Genomic DNA, 14,764 nt, shown 5'->3' with positions numbered 1-14,764 from the left:
CCCCGTTTAACAAATCTTTCCTGGAAAGGTGGAGGCAATGACGGCGGTGTGTGACAATAAGAGTATCGGCAGGACATTATGAGGAACGAGCTATGGCAAACCCGGAACTACTGGAAGAACAGCGTGAAGAGACGCGCCTGATTATTGAAGAATTACTGGAAGATGGCAGCGACCCGGACGCGCTGTACACCATCGAGCATCACCTTTCCGCAGACGACTTCGAAACCCTGGAAAAAGCGGCGGTAGAAGCGTTTAAACTCGGCTATGAAGTGACTGAGCCGGAAGAACTGGAAGTAGAAGAAGGCGACACGGTGATCTGCTGCGATATCCTCAGTGAATGCGCGCTGAATGCCGAACTGATTGATGCGCAGGTTGAACAACTGATGACCCTGGCGGAAAAATATGATGTTGAATACGACGGCTGGGGCACCTACTTTGAAGATCCGAACGGCGAAGAAGGTGAAGGTGAAGGCGACGACGACGATTTCGTCGATGAAGATGACGACGGCGTGCGTCACTAATCGCACAATGCGCTGAACGTGCGGCAACGCTGGTTGCCGCACTGTTTTGACAGGTTACACATGGATTACCCGCAAATACTCGCTCCGATTCTGCGCTTCCTGCACTGCCCAACGCCTCAGGCGTGGATTGACCAGGCGCGCCTCCCGCAACATCTTCCTCTGTTACTGACCGACCATCTGCTCTGCGAGCTGAAAGCAGCGCAAACGGCGATGCTGCTGGTGCGTAAGTACGTCGCGGATAAACAGGGGGCGCAAGCGCTGCTCGCCTGGCTTCAGCCTTATGAAGCGTTTGCCTTCCGCGACGGGCCGGAACCGGATTTCGTCGCGCTGAATAAACACATTGGTAAAAGCGTGATGCCGAAAACCGACGATCCGTGGGGACAGCGGTTGATCGACAGCATGGTACTGCTGATAAAAGAAGAGCTGCATCATTTCTGGCAGGTGCGGGAAGCGATGCAGGCGCGCAATATTCCCTATGTGAAAATCACCGCCAGCCGTTACGCCAAAGGGATGCTGAAAGAAGTGCGCACGCATGAACCGCTTACGCTTATCGATAAGCTGATTTGCGGCGCTTACATTGAGGCACGCTCCTGCGAACGTTTCGCTGCGCTGGCTCCGTACCTGGACGACGCTCTGCAGACGTTCTATCTTTCGCTTTGCGTTCCGAAGCGCGGCACTATCAGGACTATCTGGCGCTGGCGCAACAGGTGTCACAAGAGGACATTTCGCCCCGCGTGCGCTATTTCGGAGAAGTGGAAGCGGCGTTGATCGCTTCGCCGGACTGCGTGTTTCGCTTCCATAGCGGTGTTCCCGTCGCCTCTTAATTTCGGTAGTTCTGTCTGGCGTAAGGTGACATCACAACGAAAGACGTGAAAAATGGCTCTCTTTTACGCGCGGATCCCTCACGCGCAGGCAAGGAATACCGATGAACTGGACACATGTCATACTCGCAGGCTACGTTGGCGCGATTCTCGCTATCGTCATTGGCCTGTTTCGTAAAAAGGGGTGGGTCGGGAAAGTCTCCGGCGCGGTAATTTTTATTGTGGCGATCGTGGCGTGGAATTTATTTGACGTTCACTATCTGATCCCACGCGAAAAAGCGGCGACGGGGCAGAGCGAAGAACAGCAGTTTAATGAGGCGATGACCACGCTGCCGACCATGCAGGTTCTGAAAGAGCAGGAGCCTGAACTCTGGAATCGTATCCGCGATCAGGCTGTTCAGATGCGTAAAGAAGGAAAATCTGAGCAGCAATTAATTGATACTGTGCAACCGCAGATATTGCAGATTCAGATGGCGCGCCTGCAAAACGCGCCGGATGATAACGTCATTAACTACATGAAAATCAATCTGGAGCAGATTGCCGCTGTGCAGAAAAAGGGGGATGACGCGTGTTTTCGTTTCCTCTTTCCGGCGGTGAAGGGCGGCATTAATCCGATGCGGATGATTTCACCCGAGATCATCAAACGCCGGATGGACAGTGACGTGGCGATGATGCGTGCAGCCTATGGGCCGAATAAACACACGGTGACGGATGCCGAAAAGCAACAGGCGTTGCAGGACCTGCGCAACGTGGTGCCGACGCTGGCGCAACGCTATGGCGATGATTTGCAAATTATGGCGGAACCGCAGAAAGGGATAGGCAAAGAGAAAATTGCCTGCAATCTGGTGCAGGACATGTGGACGGAAGTTCTGGCGTTGCCAGCAGCCAACGCCGCTGGCGTCATTCGACTTTCGGTATCACCTGAAATGCAGTAGCGGCGCTTACAGGGGTTTGAGCATCCGCACTTCGCAGTCGACGTGCCCGGTACAGCCCAGCGGCTCGCTGATATGCTCAAACCCTAGATGTTCGTACAGGCCGATGGCTTCGCGCAGAAAAGCCGTGGTCTCGAGATAACAGCGTTTGAATCCCTGCTCACGGGCGTGGTCCAGCGCCATCAGCGCCAGTTTCTTAGCGAGCCCCTTCCCTCGAATGGTCGGCAGAAAGTACATTTTTTGCAGCTCGCAAATGTCCGGTTCGCTACAGGTCAACGGCGCAATCCCGCCGCCGCCCACCACTTCACCCTGACACTCCACCACCCAGTAGGCGTGACCCGGCTGGCAATACAGCTGATATAACGCATCCAGATTCGGATCGGCAACGGTGTAGCCTTTGTCAGCAGTAAGGCCATATTCGGCGGAAACCTGGCGGATAACGGCGGCAATCGCCTGATTATCGTTAGCCGTCAGGCGACGTAAGGTGGGGGAAGAGTCGACAGCATTCATTGTACAATCCGGATAAATTACGCAAATAATCCGCACTAATAGCACCCTCCGCTAAGTGATGCAAGCGCCTTATCGCGCGGAGGAATTATGTAAATTAAAACATGAATAAGGTATTATTCTTTTACAGGTAAACTATTGCCTGCTAATTATGTGCATTTTTAAGGAACAATTTTTCAGGGATCTAATATGCAGGAAAATCTTATAAAGAGTGAGCCTCCGTCTCATCGTTTTCATTTTCGCGGCGATGGCGGTAGCTATTTTCTTATTTGTCTTGTCAATTCATTACTGGTTTTAATTACGCTGGGTATTTATTTGCCCTGGGCGCTAATGAAATGCCGCCGCTATATTTATGCCAACATGACGCTAAACGGCCAACCCTTTAGCTGGAACATGAAAGGTGGCGATATATTTCTGAGCTGGCTGATGTTGGTGGTGATATATATCGCAGGCGTCGGATTTATTAGCATGGAGTACGTTGCGGTTGGCGCGATGATTCTGGCGCTGCTGATCTTATCGCTTCCCATACTGATGATGAAAAATCTGCAATGTCAGGCGATGATGACCTCGCTGAACGGCGTTCGCTTTGGCTTTCGATTTTCTTCTGTGAAGGCGATGTGGAATCTGCTGTTTCTGCCGGTATTGTTGATATTGGCACTGGTCGTGGTGGTTTATTGCCTGTACCGGGTTTGCCCGCGCGAAAGTTTGGGCGAAATTATTTTTTCGGCGATTGCGCTGGGTCTGATATCGCTGGCGGGAATGGGCACGATCAGCGGCTTTCTCTACAGTCGCCTGATGACAATGGTGGGCGAGGGAGGCAGTTTTGGCATCCACCGTTTTTCGGTACAGATTAACCTCCGGCACTGCATTAAGTCGGCGATTCTGGCAATGGCGGCGTTAATTCCGTTTCTCACGGTGATCGGTTTTATGGCCGTTGCGTTGATCAAATCCGCCGCAGAACTGGACGTGACGGGGATGTCGGAAGACGAGATAGAGACGCTAATTCTTATCGAATACCAACGACAGATTATGATGATGCAGATTATTTATTATCTGGGCTTTGCGGTATCGACCAGCTATCTCATCGTCGCGTTTCGTAACCATTTCCTCAATAACCTGCAACTTGCCGACGGACATATCCGTTTTCGCTCTACGCTGAGCTGGCATGGGATGGTGTACCGGTTGGGCGGCCTGTATCTGATTTCAGGGATTACCGGCGGGCTGGCCTATCCGCTGCTGCGCGTGTGGGTGATTAAATGGCTGGCGGAGAACACTTGCGTGGTGGGCGATCTGGATACGCTGGCGCTGAGCGACAGCGATGAGCGGCTAGATAACGGCCTGGTGTCGCGCCTGTCCCGCGGCGTGATGCCGACGCTCTATTTTATGTAAAAAAAAGCCGGATGGCGTGACCGCTTCTCCGGCTTTAATCTTGTGAGCCGGACAAGACATTCTGCCTCGTTGTCCGGCTGTCTGCTTACAGTGCGGCAATCACCGCCTGCTGCTCAATCAGCTTGGCTTTCGCTTCGGCGTAGCCTTCCAGCTTCTCACGTTCTTTGGCGATCACCGCTTCCGGTGCGCGCGCCACAAAGCCTTCGTTGGCCAGTTTGCCTTCAATACGGCCAATTTCGGCTTCCACCTTCGCCACTTCCTTCGCCAGACGCGCCAGTTCGGCCTCTTTGTCGATCAGGCCCGCCATTGGGATCAGCAGCTCGGCGCCGTCGATAATCTTGGTTACGGAAACCGGACCTTTATCATCCACAGGCAGTACGGTGATGCTTTCCAGACGCGCCAGCGTTTGCAGGAAGCTACGGTTGTCGTTCACGCGACGAACGGCATCTTCGCTACAACCGCGCAGCAGCAGCGCCAGCGGTTTGCCCGGCGCGATGTTCATTTCCGCGCGAATATTACGTACAGCCACGATCGCCTGCTTCAGCCATTCGGTATCCGCCAGCGCCGCTTCGTCAACCTGAGAGGCGTCATAAGCCGGGAACGGCTGGAGCATGATAGTGTCTGCGTTAATGCCGCAAATCACCTTCACGCGCTGCCAGATGGTTTCCGTGATGAACGGAATGATCGGATGCGCCAGGCGCAGCAGACCTTCCAGTACGGTCACCAGCGTATGGCGGGTGCCGCGCAGTTCTGCTTCTGTACCGCCGTTCATTACCGGCTTGGTCAGCTCAAGATACCAGTCACAGAACTGGTTCCAGGTGAATTCATACAGAATGCCTGCGGCAATGTCGAAGCGGAAGCTGTCCAGCGCTTCACGGTACGCTTTTACGGTCCGGTTGAATTCCGCGAGGATCCAACGGTCTGCCAGCGACAGCGTCATTTCACCGCCGTTGAAACCGCAGTCCTGATCTTCGGTATTCATCAGGACAAAGCGGCTGGCGTTCCACAGCTTGTTACAGAAGTTACGGTAGCCTTCCAGACGCTTCATATCCCAGTTGATGTCGCGACCGGTTGACGCCAGCGCCGCCAGGGTGAAGCGCAGGGCGTCGGTGCCGTGCGGTTCAATGCCGTCCGGGAACTGCTTCTCGGTGCGTTTGGCGATTTTCTCTGCCAGCTGCGGCTGCATCATATTGCCGGTACGTTTCTCCAGCAGTTCCGGCAGGGAGATGCCGTCCACCATATCCAGCGGATCGATCACGTTACCCTTGGACTTGGACATCTTCTGGCCTTCGTCGTCGCGGATAAGCCCCGTCATATAGACGGTCTTAAACGGTACCTGCGGCTTGCCGTTTTCATCTTTGATGAAGTGCATGGTCATCATGATCATGCGGGCGATCCAGAAGAAGATGATGTCGAAGCCGGATACCATCACGCTGGTTGGGTGGAACTGACGCAGCGCGTCGGTGTTTTCCGGCCAACCGAGGGTGGAGAAGGTCCACAGCGCGGAAGAGAACCAGGTATCCAGGACGTCGTCGTCCTGACGCAGCGCAACGTCGGCGGACAGGTTATTTTCCTGACGCACGTCGTCTTCGCTGCGGCCGACATAAACGTTGCCTTCGTTGTCGTACCACGCCGGGATGCGGTGACCCCACCACAGCTGGCGGGAAATACACCAGTCCTGAATATCGCGCATCCAGGAGAAGTACATGTTTTCATACTGCTTCGGCACAAACTGAATGTCGCCGTTTTCAACCGCTTCTACCGCCGGTTTGGCCAGCACGTCGGCGCGGACGTACCACTGGTCGGTCAGCATCGGTTCGATAACCACGCCGCCGCGATCGCCGTACGGCACGGTAAGATCGTGCGGTTTAATTTCTTCCAGCAGGCCCAGCGCGTCTACAGCGGCAACCACCGCTTTACGTGCGGCGAAGCGTTCCAGCTTCTGGAACTCAGCCGGGATATCGCTTGAGTAAACGTCAGACTCGTTGCCTTTGGTGTCGTACACTTCCGCGCTTTCACGGATGTCACCGTCGAAAGTCAGAATGTTGATCATCGGCAGAGCGTGACGACGGCCCACTTCGTAGTCGTTAAAGTCGTGCGCCGGGGTGATCTTCACGCAGCCGGTGCCTTTTTCCATGTCGGCGTGTTCGTCGCCGACAATCGGAATACGGCGGTTCACCAGCGGCAGCACCACGAACTTGCCAATCAGATCCTTATAACGCGGATCTTCCGGGTTCACGGCCACGCCGGTATCGCCCAACAGCGTTTCCGGACGGGTGGTTGCGACCACCAGATAATCTTTACCGTCGGCGGTTTTGGCGCCGTCGGCCAGCGGATAGCGGATATGCCACATGGAGCCTTTCGACTCGCGGTTTTCCACTTCGAGGTCAGAGATCGCGGTGCGCAGCTTCGGGTCCCAGTTCACCAGACGTTTGCCGCGGTAGATCAGGTCTTCTTTGTACAGACGGACGAACACTTCTTTCACGGCATTGGAAAGACCTTCGTCCATGGTGAAGCGCTCGCGCTCCCAGTCTACGGAGTTGCCGAGACGGCGCATCTGGCGAGTGATCGTGCCGCCGGATTCCGCCTTCCACTGCCAGATTTTATCAATGAAGGCGTCACGGCCGTAGTCGTGACGGGTTTTCCCTTCTTCTGCGGCAATTTTACGCTCAACCACCATCTGGGTTGCGATACCGGCGTGGTCGGTGCCGACCTGCCACAAGGTGTTTTTGCCCTGCATACGCTGGTAGCGAATCATGGTGTCCATGATGGTTTGCTGGAAAGCATGACCCATATGCAAACTGCCGGTGACGTTCGGCGGCGGGATCATGATGCAGAAACTCTCCTGGCTTTCATCGCCATTGGGTTTGAAATAGCCCTGCTTTTCCCAGTGCTCGTAAAGCGGCTGTTCGATATCTTGCGGGTTGTATGTCTTTTCCATTATTTCCAGGTTGCCGTATTCAGGTTAAAACCCGCCACGCGGTAGGCTTTGTAGCGCTCGCGTGCGGATTGTTTCAGAGAATCTTCGTGAGGAACGAAGTCTATCACTTCTGTGAAAGCGGTGGCAAAATCTGCAAAGCCGACGCGCAGGCTGATGAGCAGATCGCGTGGGCTGCTGTTGCGCTTTTCCGGCCAGGCGATTTCGACCGGCGCGCCACCGCGCGGGCCTTCCCCGGCCAGATTGTGCGGAACAAAGCTTTCCGCAGGTCTTGCCCATAGGGCTTCATCCAGACGCAGCGCCTGCTTTTCGTTTTCGCAGGCGATCAGTACGCGCTTGCCGCTGCGCCAACGTTCTGCGGCAATGTCACACACCAACTGTTCGACGGCGCTGAGGCCGTCTACGGTGTTGTCGTTGTCGAGAAGGTAGAACGTTGCGTTTCTCATATAGGGGCTTCTTGTTGTGGATTTATATGCAAAGCCGGATGGCGCGATGCTTATCCGGCCTGCAATCAGCATTTCTACGTCGCCCCGGTAGCTTAGCGCCTCCGGGCAACAGACGACAATTACTCGTCGCCGTTAAAACCCGCACGGTTCAGCAGGAACTGCGACAGCAGTGCTACCGGACGACCGGTTGCGCCTTTTGCTTTTCCGGAGCGCCAGGCTGTACCGGCGATATCCATGTGCGCCCAGTTGTACTTACGGGTAAAGCGCGACAGGAAGCAGCCCGCGGTAATCGCCCCACCCGGACGTCCGCCAATGTTCGCCATATCGGCAAAGTTAGACTCCAGTTGCTCCTGGAACTCGTCACCCAGCGGCAGACGCCATGCGCGATCGCCCGCTTGCTCGGACGCGCCGATAAGCTCGTGCGCCAGCGGATTATGGTTCGACATCAGTCCGGTGATGTGGTGGCCCAGCGCAATCACGCAGGCGCCGGTCAGGGTCGCGACGTCAATCACCGCTTCCGGCTCAAAACGCTCAACGTAGGTTAACACGTCACAGAGCACCAGACGGCCTTCGGCGTCGGTGTTCAGCACTTCGACGGTCTGACCGGACATGGTTGTCAGCACGTCGCCCGGACGATAGGCGCGACCGCCCGGCATGTTTTCACATCCCGCCAGCACGCCAATGACGTTAATCGGCAGTTGCAGTTCAGCGACCATACGCATTACGCCGTAAACCGCCGCTGCGCCGCACATGTCGTACTTCATCTCATCCATGCCTTCGGCTGGTTTGATGGAGATACCGCCAGAGTCAAAGGTCAAGCCTTTCCCGACCAGCACAATCGGGCGCGCGTCTTCGTCCGGACTGCCTTTGTATTCAATGACCGACATCAGCGATTCGTTCTGGGAGCCGTGTCCGACCGCGAGATAGGCGCACATCCCCAGTTCGCGCATCTGCTGTTCGCCAATGACACGGGTTACAACGTTTTTGCTGTAACTGTCAGCCAGCTGGCGCGCTTGTGACGCCAGGTAGGCGGCGTTACAGATATTTGGCGGCATATTGCCGAGGTCTTTCGCCGCTTTAATCCCGGCGGCGATTGCCAGACCGTGTTGAATGGCGCGCTCGCCGCTGGTCAGTTCGCGGCGGGTCGGGACGTTAAAGACCATTTTACGTAACGGGCGACGCGGCTCGCTTTTGGTGGTCTTCAGTTGATCGAAGCTGTAAAGGGTCTCTTTCGCGGTTTCCACCGCCTGACGCACTTTCCAGTAATTGTTGCGGCCTTTGACGTGCAGTTCTGTCAGGAAGCAGACGGCTTCCATTGAGCCGGTATCATTCAGGGTATTTATCGTTTTCTGAATAACCTGCTTATACTGACGTTCATCCAGCTCGCGCTCTTTGCCACAACCGATGAGGAGGATACGCTCGGACAGAACGTTTGGAACATGGTGCAGTAACAACGTCTGCCCCGGTTTTCCTTCCAGTTCGCCACGGCGCAGCAGGGCACTGATGTACCCGTCGCTGATTTTATCGAGCTGTTCTGCAATCGGAGAAAGGCGGCGTGGTTCAAAGACGCCCACGACGATGCAGGCACTCCGCTGTTTCTCCGGGCTACCGCTTTTTACACTAAACTCCATGCACTACGCTCCTGAATCTTAAAGACAACGGCGGCACCTGCGGTTAGAATTGCAAGCTTTCGTAACTCATGTCCGCTGTTGCGGTGACTTCGTGTTAATCTTAACGTTATTACGGCATTGGCACGTCAGAACGCGTTCTGAGCGGCGAATCCGCTGAGTATAATAATTTTAGCGACGATTTCGACGACTCAAGAGAATAAATGACGGATAAGCCATGAAACAAGCTAAATTCCTGCAAAAGACGAGTTTTTACGGGCGTATTTAAAGTGATAATCATAAGATATCTGGTGCGGGAGACGCTCAAGAGCCAACTGGCGATTCTCTTTATCCTGCTTCTGATCTTTTTCTGTCAGAAGCTGGTGAGGATCCTCGGCGCGGCGGTTGACGGTGACATTCCGGCAAATCTGGTGCTCTCGCTTCTGGGGCTTGGCGTACCTGAAATGGCGCAGCTCATCCTGCCCCTCAGCCTGTTCCTCGGGCTTTTGATGACGCTGGGCAAACTCTATACCGAAAGCGAAATTACGGTCATGCACGCCTGCGGTCTGAGCAAGGCGGTGCTGGTCAAAGCCGCCATGATACTGGCGCTGTTCACCGGGATCATCGCCGCGGTCAACGTCATGTGGGCGGGACCGTGGTCGTCAAAACATCAGGACGAAGTGCTGGCGGAAGCCAAAGCCAACCCGGGTATGGCCGCGCTGGCGCAGGGACAATTCCAGCAGGCGACCAATGGCAGCTCGGTGCTGTTTATCGAAAGCGTAGACGGCAGCGACTTTAAGGATGTCTTCCTGGCGCAAATTCGCCCGAAAGGCAACGCGCGTCCATCCGTGGTCGTGGCAGATTCCGGACACTTGACCCAACTGCGCGACGGCTCCCAGGTGGTCACGCTGAATAAAGGCACCCGCTTCGAAGGCACCGCGCTATTGCGCGATTTCCGTATTACTGACTTCCAGGATTATCGGGCGATTATCGGTCATCAGGCGGTTGCGCTGGATCCGAACGATACCGACCAGATGGACATGCGCACGCTGTGGACGACCGACACCGATCGCGCCCGTGCCGAGCTGCACTGGCGTATCACATTAGTATTCACAGTATTTATGATGGCGTTGATGGTTGTGCCGCTGAGCGTGGTAAACCCGCGCCAGGGACGTGTGCTCTCGATGTTACCGGCGATGTTGCTGTACCTGATGTTCTTCCTGATCCAGACCTCGCTGAAATCCAACGGCGGTAAAGGCAAGCTGGATCCGGCTATCTGGATGTGGTTGGTCAACCTGGTGTATCTGGCGTTAGCCATTGGCCTGAACCTGTGGGATACCGTGCCGGTGCGCCGACTGCGCGCCCGTTTTTCACGTAAAGGAGCGGTGTGATGCAGCCATTTGGTGTCCTTGACCGCTATATCGGTAAAACCATTTTTACCACCATCATGATGACGCTGTTCATGCTGGTGTCGCTCTCTGGCATCATCAAGTTCGTCGACCAGCTGAAAAAGGCCGGGCAGGGGAACTACGATGCGCTGGGCGCCGGGATGTATACCCTGCTCAGCGTGCCGAAAGATGTCCAGATCTTCTTTCCGATGGCCGCGCTGCTTGGCGCGCTGCTGGGCCTCGGCATGCTGGCACAGCGCAGCGAACTGGTGGTGATGCAGGCCTCCGGCTTCACCCGGATGCAGGTCGCGCTTTCCGTCATGAAAACCGCGATTCCGCTGGTGCTGCTGACCATGGCTATCGGCGAATGGGTTGCGCCGCAGGGCGAACAGATGGCGCGTAATTACCGTGCGCAGGCGATGTACGGCGGTTCGCTGCTTTCCACCCAGCAGGGGTTATGGGCGAAAGACGGCAACAGTTTTGTTTATATCGAACGGGTAAAAGGTGAAGAAGAGTTAGGCGGCATCAGTATTTATGCCTTTAACGATCAGCGCCGTTTGCAGTCTGTTCGCTACGCGGCCTCCGCGACGTTCGACCCGGACGAGAAGGTCTGGCGTCTGTCGCAGGTGGACGAGTCGAACCTGCAGGATCCTAAACAGATTACTGGCTCTCAGACGGTGAGCGGTATATGGAAAACCAACCTCACGCCGGACAAACTGGGCGTGGTGGCGCTGGACCCGGATGCGCTTTCCATTAGCGGCCTGCACAACTACGTGAAGTATCTGAAGTCGAGCGGCCAGGACGCCGGACGCTACCAGCTCAATATGTGGAGCAAAATCTTCCAGCCGTTGTCCGTGGCGGTAATGATGCTGATGGCCCTGTCGTTTATCTTCGGTCCACTGCGTAGCGTACCGATGGGCGTGCGTGTGGTCACCGGCATCAGCTTTGGTTTCGTCTTTTATGTGCTGGACCAGATCTTCGGCCCGTTGACACTGGTTTACGGTATACCGCCGGTTGTCGGCGCGCTGTTGCCGAGCGCTTCGTTCTTCTTGATAAGCCTGTGGCTGATGATGCGCAAGTCGTAACCGCAGTTTTATCCTTGTGATTGCCCGGTGGCGCTACGCTTGCCGGGCACAATGGGTGCAGCGTTCAGTGTCCGTCAGGCTAACGCTTTCTGCCGCCCAACAGGCTTCCCAGCATCCCGCGAATGATCTGATTGGTAACCTGTCGCGCTGCGCTTTTCGCTACGCTTTGTACCACGCCGTCGCGCTTGCCGCCGCGCGGACCGGTGCTGCCAAACAAAATATCCTTCAACCCGCCCAGGATACCATCGTCAACCGCTACCTCTTTGCCTTTCGCTGCAGGCGCGTTTTGCTCTTCAGTCGCGGCCTGAACACCCTTTTGCAGCAACTCAAACGCCGATTCGCGATCCCGTTCTTCTTCATATTTTCCATAGAGTGAAGAGTGGTTTATCAGCCCGTTGCGCTCGTCGTCAGTGACTGGCCCCATACGCGAGCAGGGGGCAATCACCATTGCCCGCTCCACCACCGATGGACTACCTTTGGCATCCAGGAAGGAGATCAGCGCTTCGCCGGTGCCCAGTTCCTGAATGGCTTTTTCCGTGTCGAACGCTGGATTGGCGCGCATGGTTTGCGCGGCGGTTTTCACCGCTTTTTGATCTTTCGGCGTAAAGGCCCGCAGGGCGTGCTGGACACGATTGCCCAGTTGACCGAGCACGTTATCCGGGATATCAGCGGGATTCTGTGAGACGAACCAGACGCCAACGCCCTTCGAACGGATGAGGCGGATCACCTGTTCGATTTTATCCAGCAGCACCTCTGGCGCATCGTTGAACAGCAAATGCGCTTCGTCGAAAAAGAACACCAGCTTCGGTTTTTCCAGATCGCCCGCCTCCGGCAGTTGCTCGTAAAGCTCAGAGAGCATCCACAGCAGGCTGGCGGCATAGAGTTTCGGCATCTGGTAGAGTTTTTCGGCGCTAAGGATATTGATGATCCCTTTACCGCTGGCATCGGTGCGCATCCAGTCTTTGATGTCGAGCATCGGCTCGCCGAAGAAATGGTTCGCCCCCTGTTGTTCTAAAGTCAACAGGCCGCGCTGGATCGCGCCGATGGAAGCGCTGCTGATATTGCCATACTGATTCTGGAAGGATTTCGCGTTATCGCCGATATATTGGGTAATTGCCCGCAGGTCTTTAAAATCGAGCAGTAAGAATCCCTGATCGTCGGCAATGCGAAAGATGATGTTCAGCACGCCGGACTGCACCTCATTGAGATTCAGCAGGCGCGCCAGTAGTAGCGGTCCGAGGTCCGAGATCGTGGCGCGTACCGGGTGTCCCTTCTCGCCAAAGATATCCCACAGCACCACCGGGTTATTATGCGGCTGCCAGTCGCTGACGCCGATGTTTTGCAGCCTGGCAAGCAACTTCTCGGAGGCTTGTCCTTCCTGAGCCACCCCGGTGAGATCGCCTTTAACATCCGCCATAAATACCGGTACGCCGATGCCGGATAGCGACTCGGCGAGCTTTTGCAGCGTGACGGTTTTCCCTGTCCCTGTCGCCCCGGTAATCAGGCCGTGACGGTTCGCCATACCAGGCAGTAAAAACAGTTCGGTGTCCGGCGTGCGGGCAATTAACAAGGGTGCGCTCATGAGATTTCCTCCGTTTATCCTGCGTCGAGTATAGGCAACCGTGCGGCACTCTTCACCGCTTTATTCAACAGATTGCGAGGAGGGTTCCAAAGAGGAGAAGAGGACCGGGCAGCGAATGCCGCCCGGTAGAAGCGATTAAAAGTCGGCTTTAAGCACCACGCGATAACGGGCTTTGCCTTCACGAACGTGCTGGATAGCCTCGTTGATTTGCGACATGGGGAACAGTTCGGTGGTGGGCGCAACCTTGCTGCGACCGGCGAACTTCATTAGCTTACGCAGTTCAAAAGGCGTACCTGTTGCCGAGCCGGAGATGCTGCGATCGCCAGCAATCAGGGTAAACGCCGGGACAGGCAGCGGCTTCAGCACCGCACCGACGGTGTGGAAGTTGCCGCCGTGGGCCAGCGCTTCAAAATACGGTTGCCAGTCGAGATCGACGTTGACGGTGTTGATGATCAGATCGAACTGTCCAGCCAGTGCTTTCAGCGCTTCGGGATCGCGGCTGTTCACCACGCTATCGGCACCCATTGCCAATACTTCCTGCTTTTTCGCCGGATTGGAGCTAAACGCGGTCACTTCGCAACCCATCGCATGCAGGAGCTTGATGGCGATATGCCCGAGCCCGCCAATACCGATTACCCCAACACGGCTGGTGGCAGTAATGTGGTGCATCAGCAGCGGTTTAAATACCGTGATGCCGCCGCACAGCAGTGGGCCTGCGGATTCAATATCAATGCTGTCCGGCAGCGGAATCACCCATTGCCAGTCTGCGCGAATTTTCTCGGCAAAGCCGCCGCGATTCAAAATGGTAGGGACGGCGCCTTCCAGACAATTGACCTGGTTACCGCTGATACAGGCGTCGCAATGCCCGCAGCTGCGCGCTGTCCAGCCAATGCCAACGCGCTGACCGACCTTCAGCCCTTTATCCTGCGCCGCGCTGCCGAGGGCCGCCACGCGACCAATCACCTCATGTCCCGCCACCAGCGGGTAGCTCGACATACCCCACTCGTTATCGATCATCGACAAATCGGAATGGCAGATACCGCAGTAGTCCACCTGTACCTCGACATCTTCTGCCTTGAGTTCACCCGCATCATATTCAAAGAGTTCGAGTTCGCTGCCCGCTTCTTTCGCGGCATAGCTTTTTATCATCGACATCGTGTTTCCCTCGTGTGGTGTTGAACTGGAAGTGTAGAGCATGGAAAACCGCGATGCTTCGCAGAAGGGGGGATAATGGCGTCAGGAGGGGAAGGTATGCTGATTTTTTCAACACTTAGTGAACAAGGCAGATGCTACTGCTTGCATGGTTGCGAGCGACAGGTATAATCCACAACGTTTTCCGCATACCTCTTCAGTGCCGAAGTGGCGAAATCGGTAGACGCAGTTGATTCAAAATCAACCGTAGAAATACGTGCCGGTTCGAGTCCGGCCTTCGGCACCATTAGTACTTCCAAGACCATCCGAGAAAGTCCACTAAACCCTTTAAAATCAATGATTTTAGCGATTTTTCCGTCCTGAGTCGTCCGAGGTAGTCCGTTGAAATCCGGATGC

At 55.5% G+C, this 14,764-nt stretch carries 12 protein-coding genes, 1 tRNA gene and 1 pseudogene; 8 read left to right on the top strand and 6 right to left on the bottom strand.

All coding sequences use genetic code 11. The features are described from left to right. Positions 1–92: 92 nt before the first annotated feature. The 3 genes and pseudogenes from rraB (at position 93) to CSE01S_RS13560 (ending at position 2,277) form a co-directional block, all read left to right on the top strand. The gene (gene rraB, locus CSE01S_RS13570) at positions 93–521 is read left to right on the top strand and encodes a ribonuclease E inhibitor RraB (RefSeq protein ID WP_042289396.1); all 429 of its coding nucleotides are present in this window, start codon (positions 93–95) and stop codon (positions 519–521) included. Positions 522–533: 12 nt separating this feature from the next. Next, positions 534–1,345: pseudogene (gene miaE, locus CSE01S_RS13565) on the top strand (tRNA isopentenyl-2-thiomethyl-A-37 hydroxylase MiaE). A gap of 101 nt (positions 1,346–1,446) precedes the next feature. After that, positions 1,447–2,277 (top strand): topoisomerase II, encoded by an 831-nt coding sequence (locus CSE01S_RS13560; RefSeq protein WP_042289393.1) that lies wholly within the window; start codon positions 1,447–1,449, stop codon positions 2,275–2,277. Between the two features lie 6 nt (positions 2,278–2,283). On the opposite strand, the gene CSE01S_RS13555 is transcribed toward CSE01S_RS13560, so the two are convergent. Then, complete coding sequence (locus tag CSE01S_RS13555) at positions 2,284–2,784, bottom strand: GNAT family N-acetyltransferase (protein WP_042289390.1); 501 nt, start codon at positions 2,782–2,784, stop codon at positions 2,284–2,286. Between the two features lie 186 nt (positions 2,785–2,970). On the opposite strand from CSE01S_RS13555, the gene CSE01S_RS13550 reads away from it, so the two are divergent. Continuing rightward, complete coding sequence (locus CSE01S_RS13550) at positions 2,971–4,170, top strand: YjgN family protein (protein WP_042289388.1); 1,200 nt, start codon at positions 2,971–2,973, stop codon at positions 4,168–4,170. Between the two features lie 85 nt (positions 4,171–4,255). On the opposite strand, the gene CSE01S_RS13545 is transcribed toward CSE01S_RS13550, so the two are convergent. The 3 genes from CSE01S_RS13545 to pepA all read right to left on the bottom strand — a co-directional run bounded on the left by CSE01S_RS13545 (position 4,256) and on the right by pepA (position 9,185). Next, positions 4,256–7,111: a valine--tRNA ligase gene (locus tag CSE01S_RS13545; RefSeq protein WP_042289387.1), complete on the bottom strand. Its 2,856-nt coding sequence runs from the start codon at positions 7,109–7,111 to the stop codon at positions 4,256–4,258. Next, a complete protein-coding gene (gene holC / locus CSE01S_RS13540) occupies positions 7,111–7,554 on the bottom strand; it encodes a DNA polymerase III subunit chi (protein WP_042289386.1) in 444 nt (147 codons plus the stop codon). The genes CSE01S_RS13545 and holC overlap by 1 nt, the downstream gene beginning before the upstream one ends. 119 nt (positions 7,555–7,673) lie before the next feature. Continuing rightward, positions 7,674–9,185 (bottom strand): leucyl aminopeptidase, encoded by a 1,512-nt coding sequence (pepA, locus tag CSE01S_RS13535; protein ID WP_042289384.1) that lies wholly within the window; start codon positions 9,183–9,185, stop codon positions 7,674–7,676. 153 nt (positions 9,186–9,338) lie between these two features. Between pepA and ytgA the strand changes: the two genes are divergently transcribed. From ytgA to lptG, 3 genes are all read left to right on the top strand, one after another. Beyond that, on the top strand, positions 9,339–9,389 hold the full coding sequence (gene ytgA, locus CSE01S_RS23315) for a protein YtgA (protein ID WP_211180521.1): 51 nt from the start codon (positions 9,339–9,341) through the stop codon (positions 9,387–9,389). A 62-nt stretch (positions 9,390–9,451) separates the two neighbouring features. Beyond that, the gene (lptF, locus tag CSE01S_RS13530) at positions 9,452–10,552 is read left to right on the top strand and encodes an LPS export ABC transporter permease LptF (protein WP_042289383.1); all 1,101 of its coding nucleotides are present in this window, start codon (positions 9,452–9,454) and stop codon (positions 10,550–10,552) included. Continuing rightward, positions 10,552–11,634 carry an LPS export ABC transporter permease LptG gene (gene lptG, locus CSE01S_RS13525; protein ID WP_042289381.1) on the top strand — a complete coding sequence of 361 codons (1,083 nt, stop codon included), beginning with the start codon at positions 10,552–10,554 and terminating at the stop codon, positions 11,632–11,634. Before lptF ends, lptG begins: the two co-directional genes overlap by 1 nt. A gap of 79 nt (positions 11,635–11,713) precedes the next feature. On the opposite strand, the gene CSE01S_RS13520 is transcribed toward lptG, so the two are convergent. Together CSE01S_RS13520 and ahr are read right to left on the bottom strand one after the other, a co-directional pair. Then, entirely contained in the window at positions 11,714–13,216 is a 1,503-nt protein-coding gene (locus tag CSE01S_RS13520) for a helicase HerA-like C-terminal domain-containing protein (protein ID WP_042289380.1), read from the bottom strand. Positions 13,217–13,351: 135 nt separating this feature from the next. Then, on the bottom strand, positions 13,352–14,371 hold the full coding sequence (ahr, locus tag CSE01S_RS13515) for an NADPH-dependent aldehyde reductase Ahr (RefSeq protein ID WP_042289377.1): 1,020 nt from the start codon (positions 14,369–14,371) through the stop codon (positions 13,352–13,354). Positions 14,372–14,569: 198 nt separating this feature from the next. On the opposite strand from ahr, the gene CSE01S_RS13510 reads away from it, so the two are divergent. Further along, positions 14,570–14,654, top strand: a tRNA-Leu gene (locus CSE01S_RS13510). The last annotated feature ends 110 nt before the right edge of the window (positions 14,655–14,764 follow it).

The sequence above is a fragment of the Citrobacter sedlakii NBRC 105722 genome (assembly GCF_000759835.1).
GTDB classification, from domain to species: Bacteria; Pseudomonadota; Gammaproteobacteria; order Enterobacterales; family Enterobacteriaceae; genus Citrobacter_A; species Citrobacter_A sedlakii.
Note: the sequence above shows the minus strand (reverse complement) of the source record. Positions and strands in the feature narration are given on the sequence as shown.

Excerpts from the sequence above, each read along its gene's own strand:
- rraB (WP_042289396.1), top strand. The coding sequence starts at position 93 with ATGGCAAACCCGGAACTACTGGAAGAACAGCGTGAAGAGACGCGCCTG.
- CSE01S_RS13560 (WP_042289393.1), top strand. The coding sequence starts at position 1,447 with ATGAACTGGACACATGTCATACTCGCAGGCTACGTTGGCGCGATTCTC.
- CSE01S_RS13555 (WP_042289390.1), bottom strand. The coding sequence starts at position 2,784 with ATGAATGCTGTCGACTCTTCCCCCACCTTACGTCGCCTGACGGCTAAC.
- CSE01S_RS13550 (WP_042289388.1), top strand. The coding sequence starts at position 2,971 with ATGCAGGAAAATCTTATAAAGAGTGAGCCTCCGTCTCATCGTTTTCAT.
- CSE01S_RS13545 (WP_042289387.1), bottom strand. The coding sequence starts at position 7,111 with ATGGAAAAGACATACAACCCGCAAGATATCGAACAGCCGCTTTACGAG.
- holC (WP_042289386.1), bottom strand. The coding sequence starts at position 7,554 with ATGAGAAACGCAACGTTCTACCTTCTCGACAACGACAACACCGTAGAC.
- pepA (WP_042289384.1), bottom strand. The coding sequence starts at position 9,185 with ATGGAGTTTAGTGTAAAAAGCGGTAGCCCGGAGAAACAGCGGAGTGCC.
- lptG (WP_042289381.1), top strand. The coding sequence starts at position 10,552 with ATGCAGCCATTTGGTGTCCTTGACCGCTATATCGGTAAAACCATTTTT.
- CSE01S_RS13520 (WP_042289380.1), bottom strand. The coding sequence starts at position 13,216 with ATGAGCGCACCCTTGTTAATTGCCCGCACGCCGGACACCGAACTGTTT.
- ahr (WP_042289377.1), bottom strand. The coding sequence starts at position 14,371 with ATGTCGATGATAAAAAGCTATGCCGCGAAAGAAGCGGGCAGCGAACTC.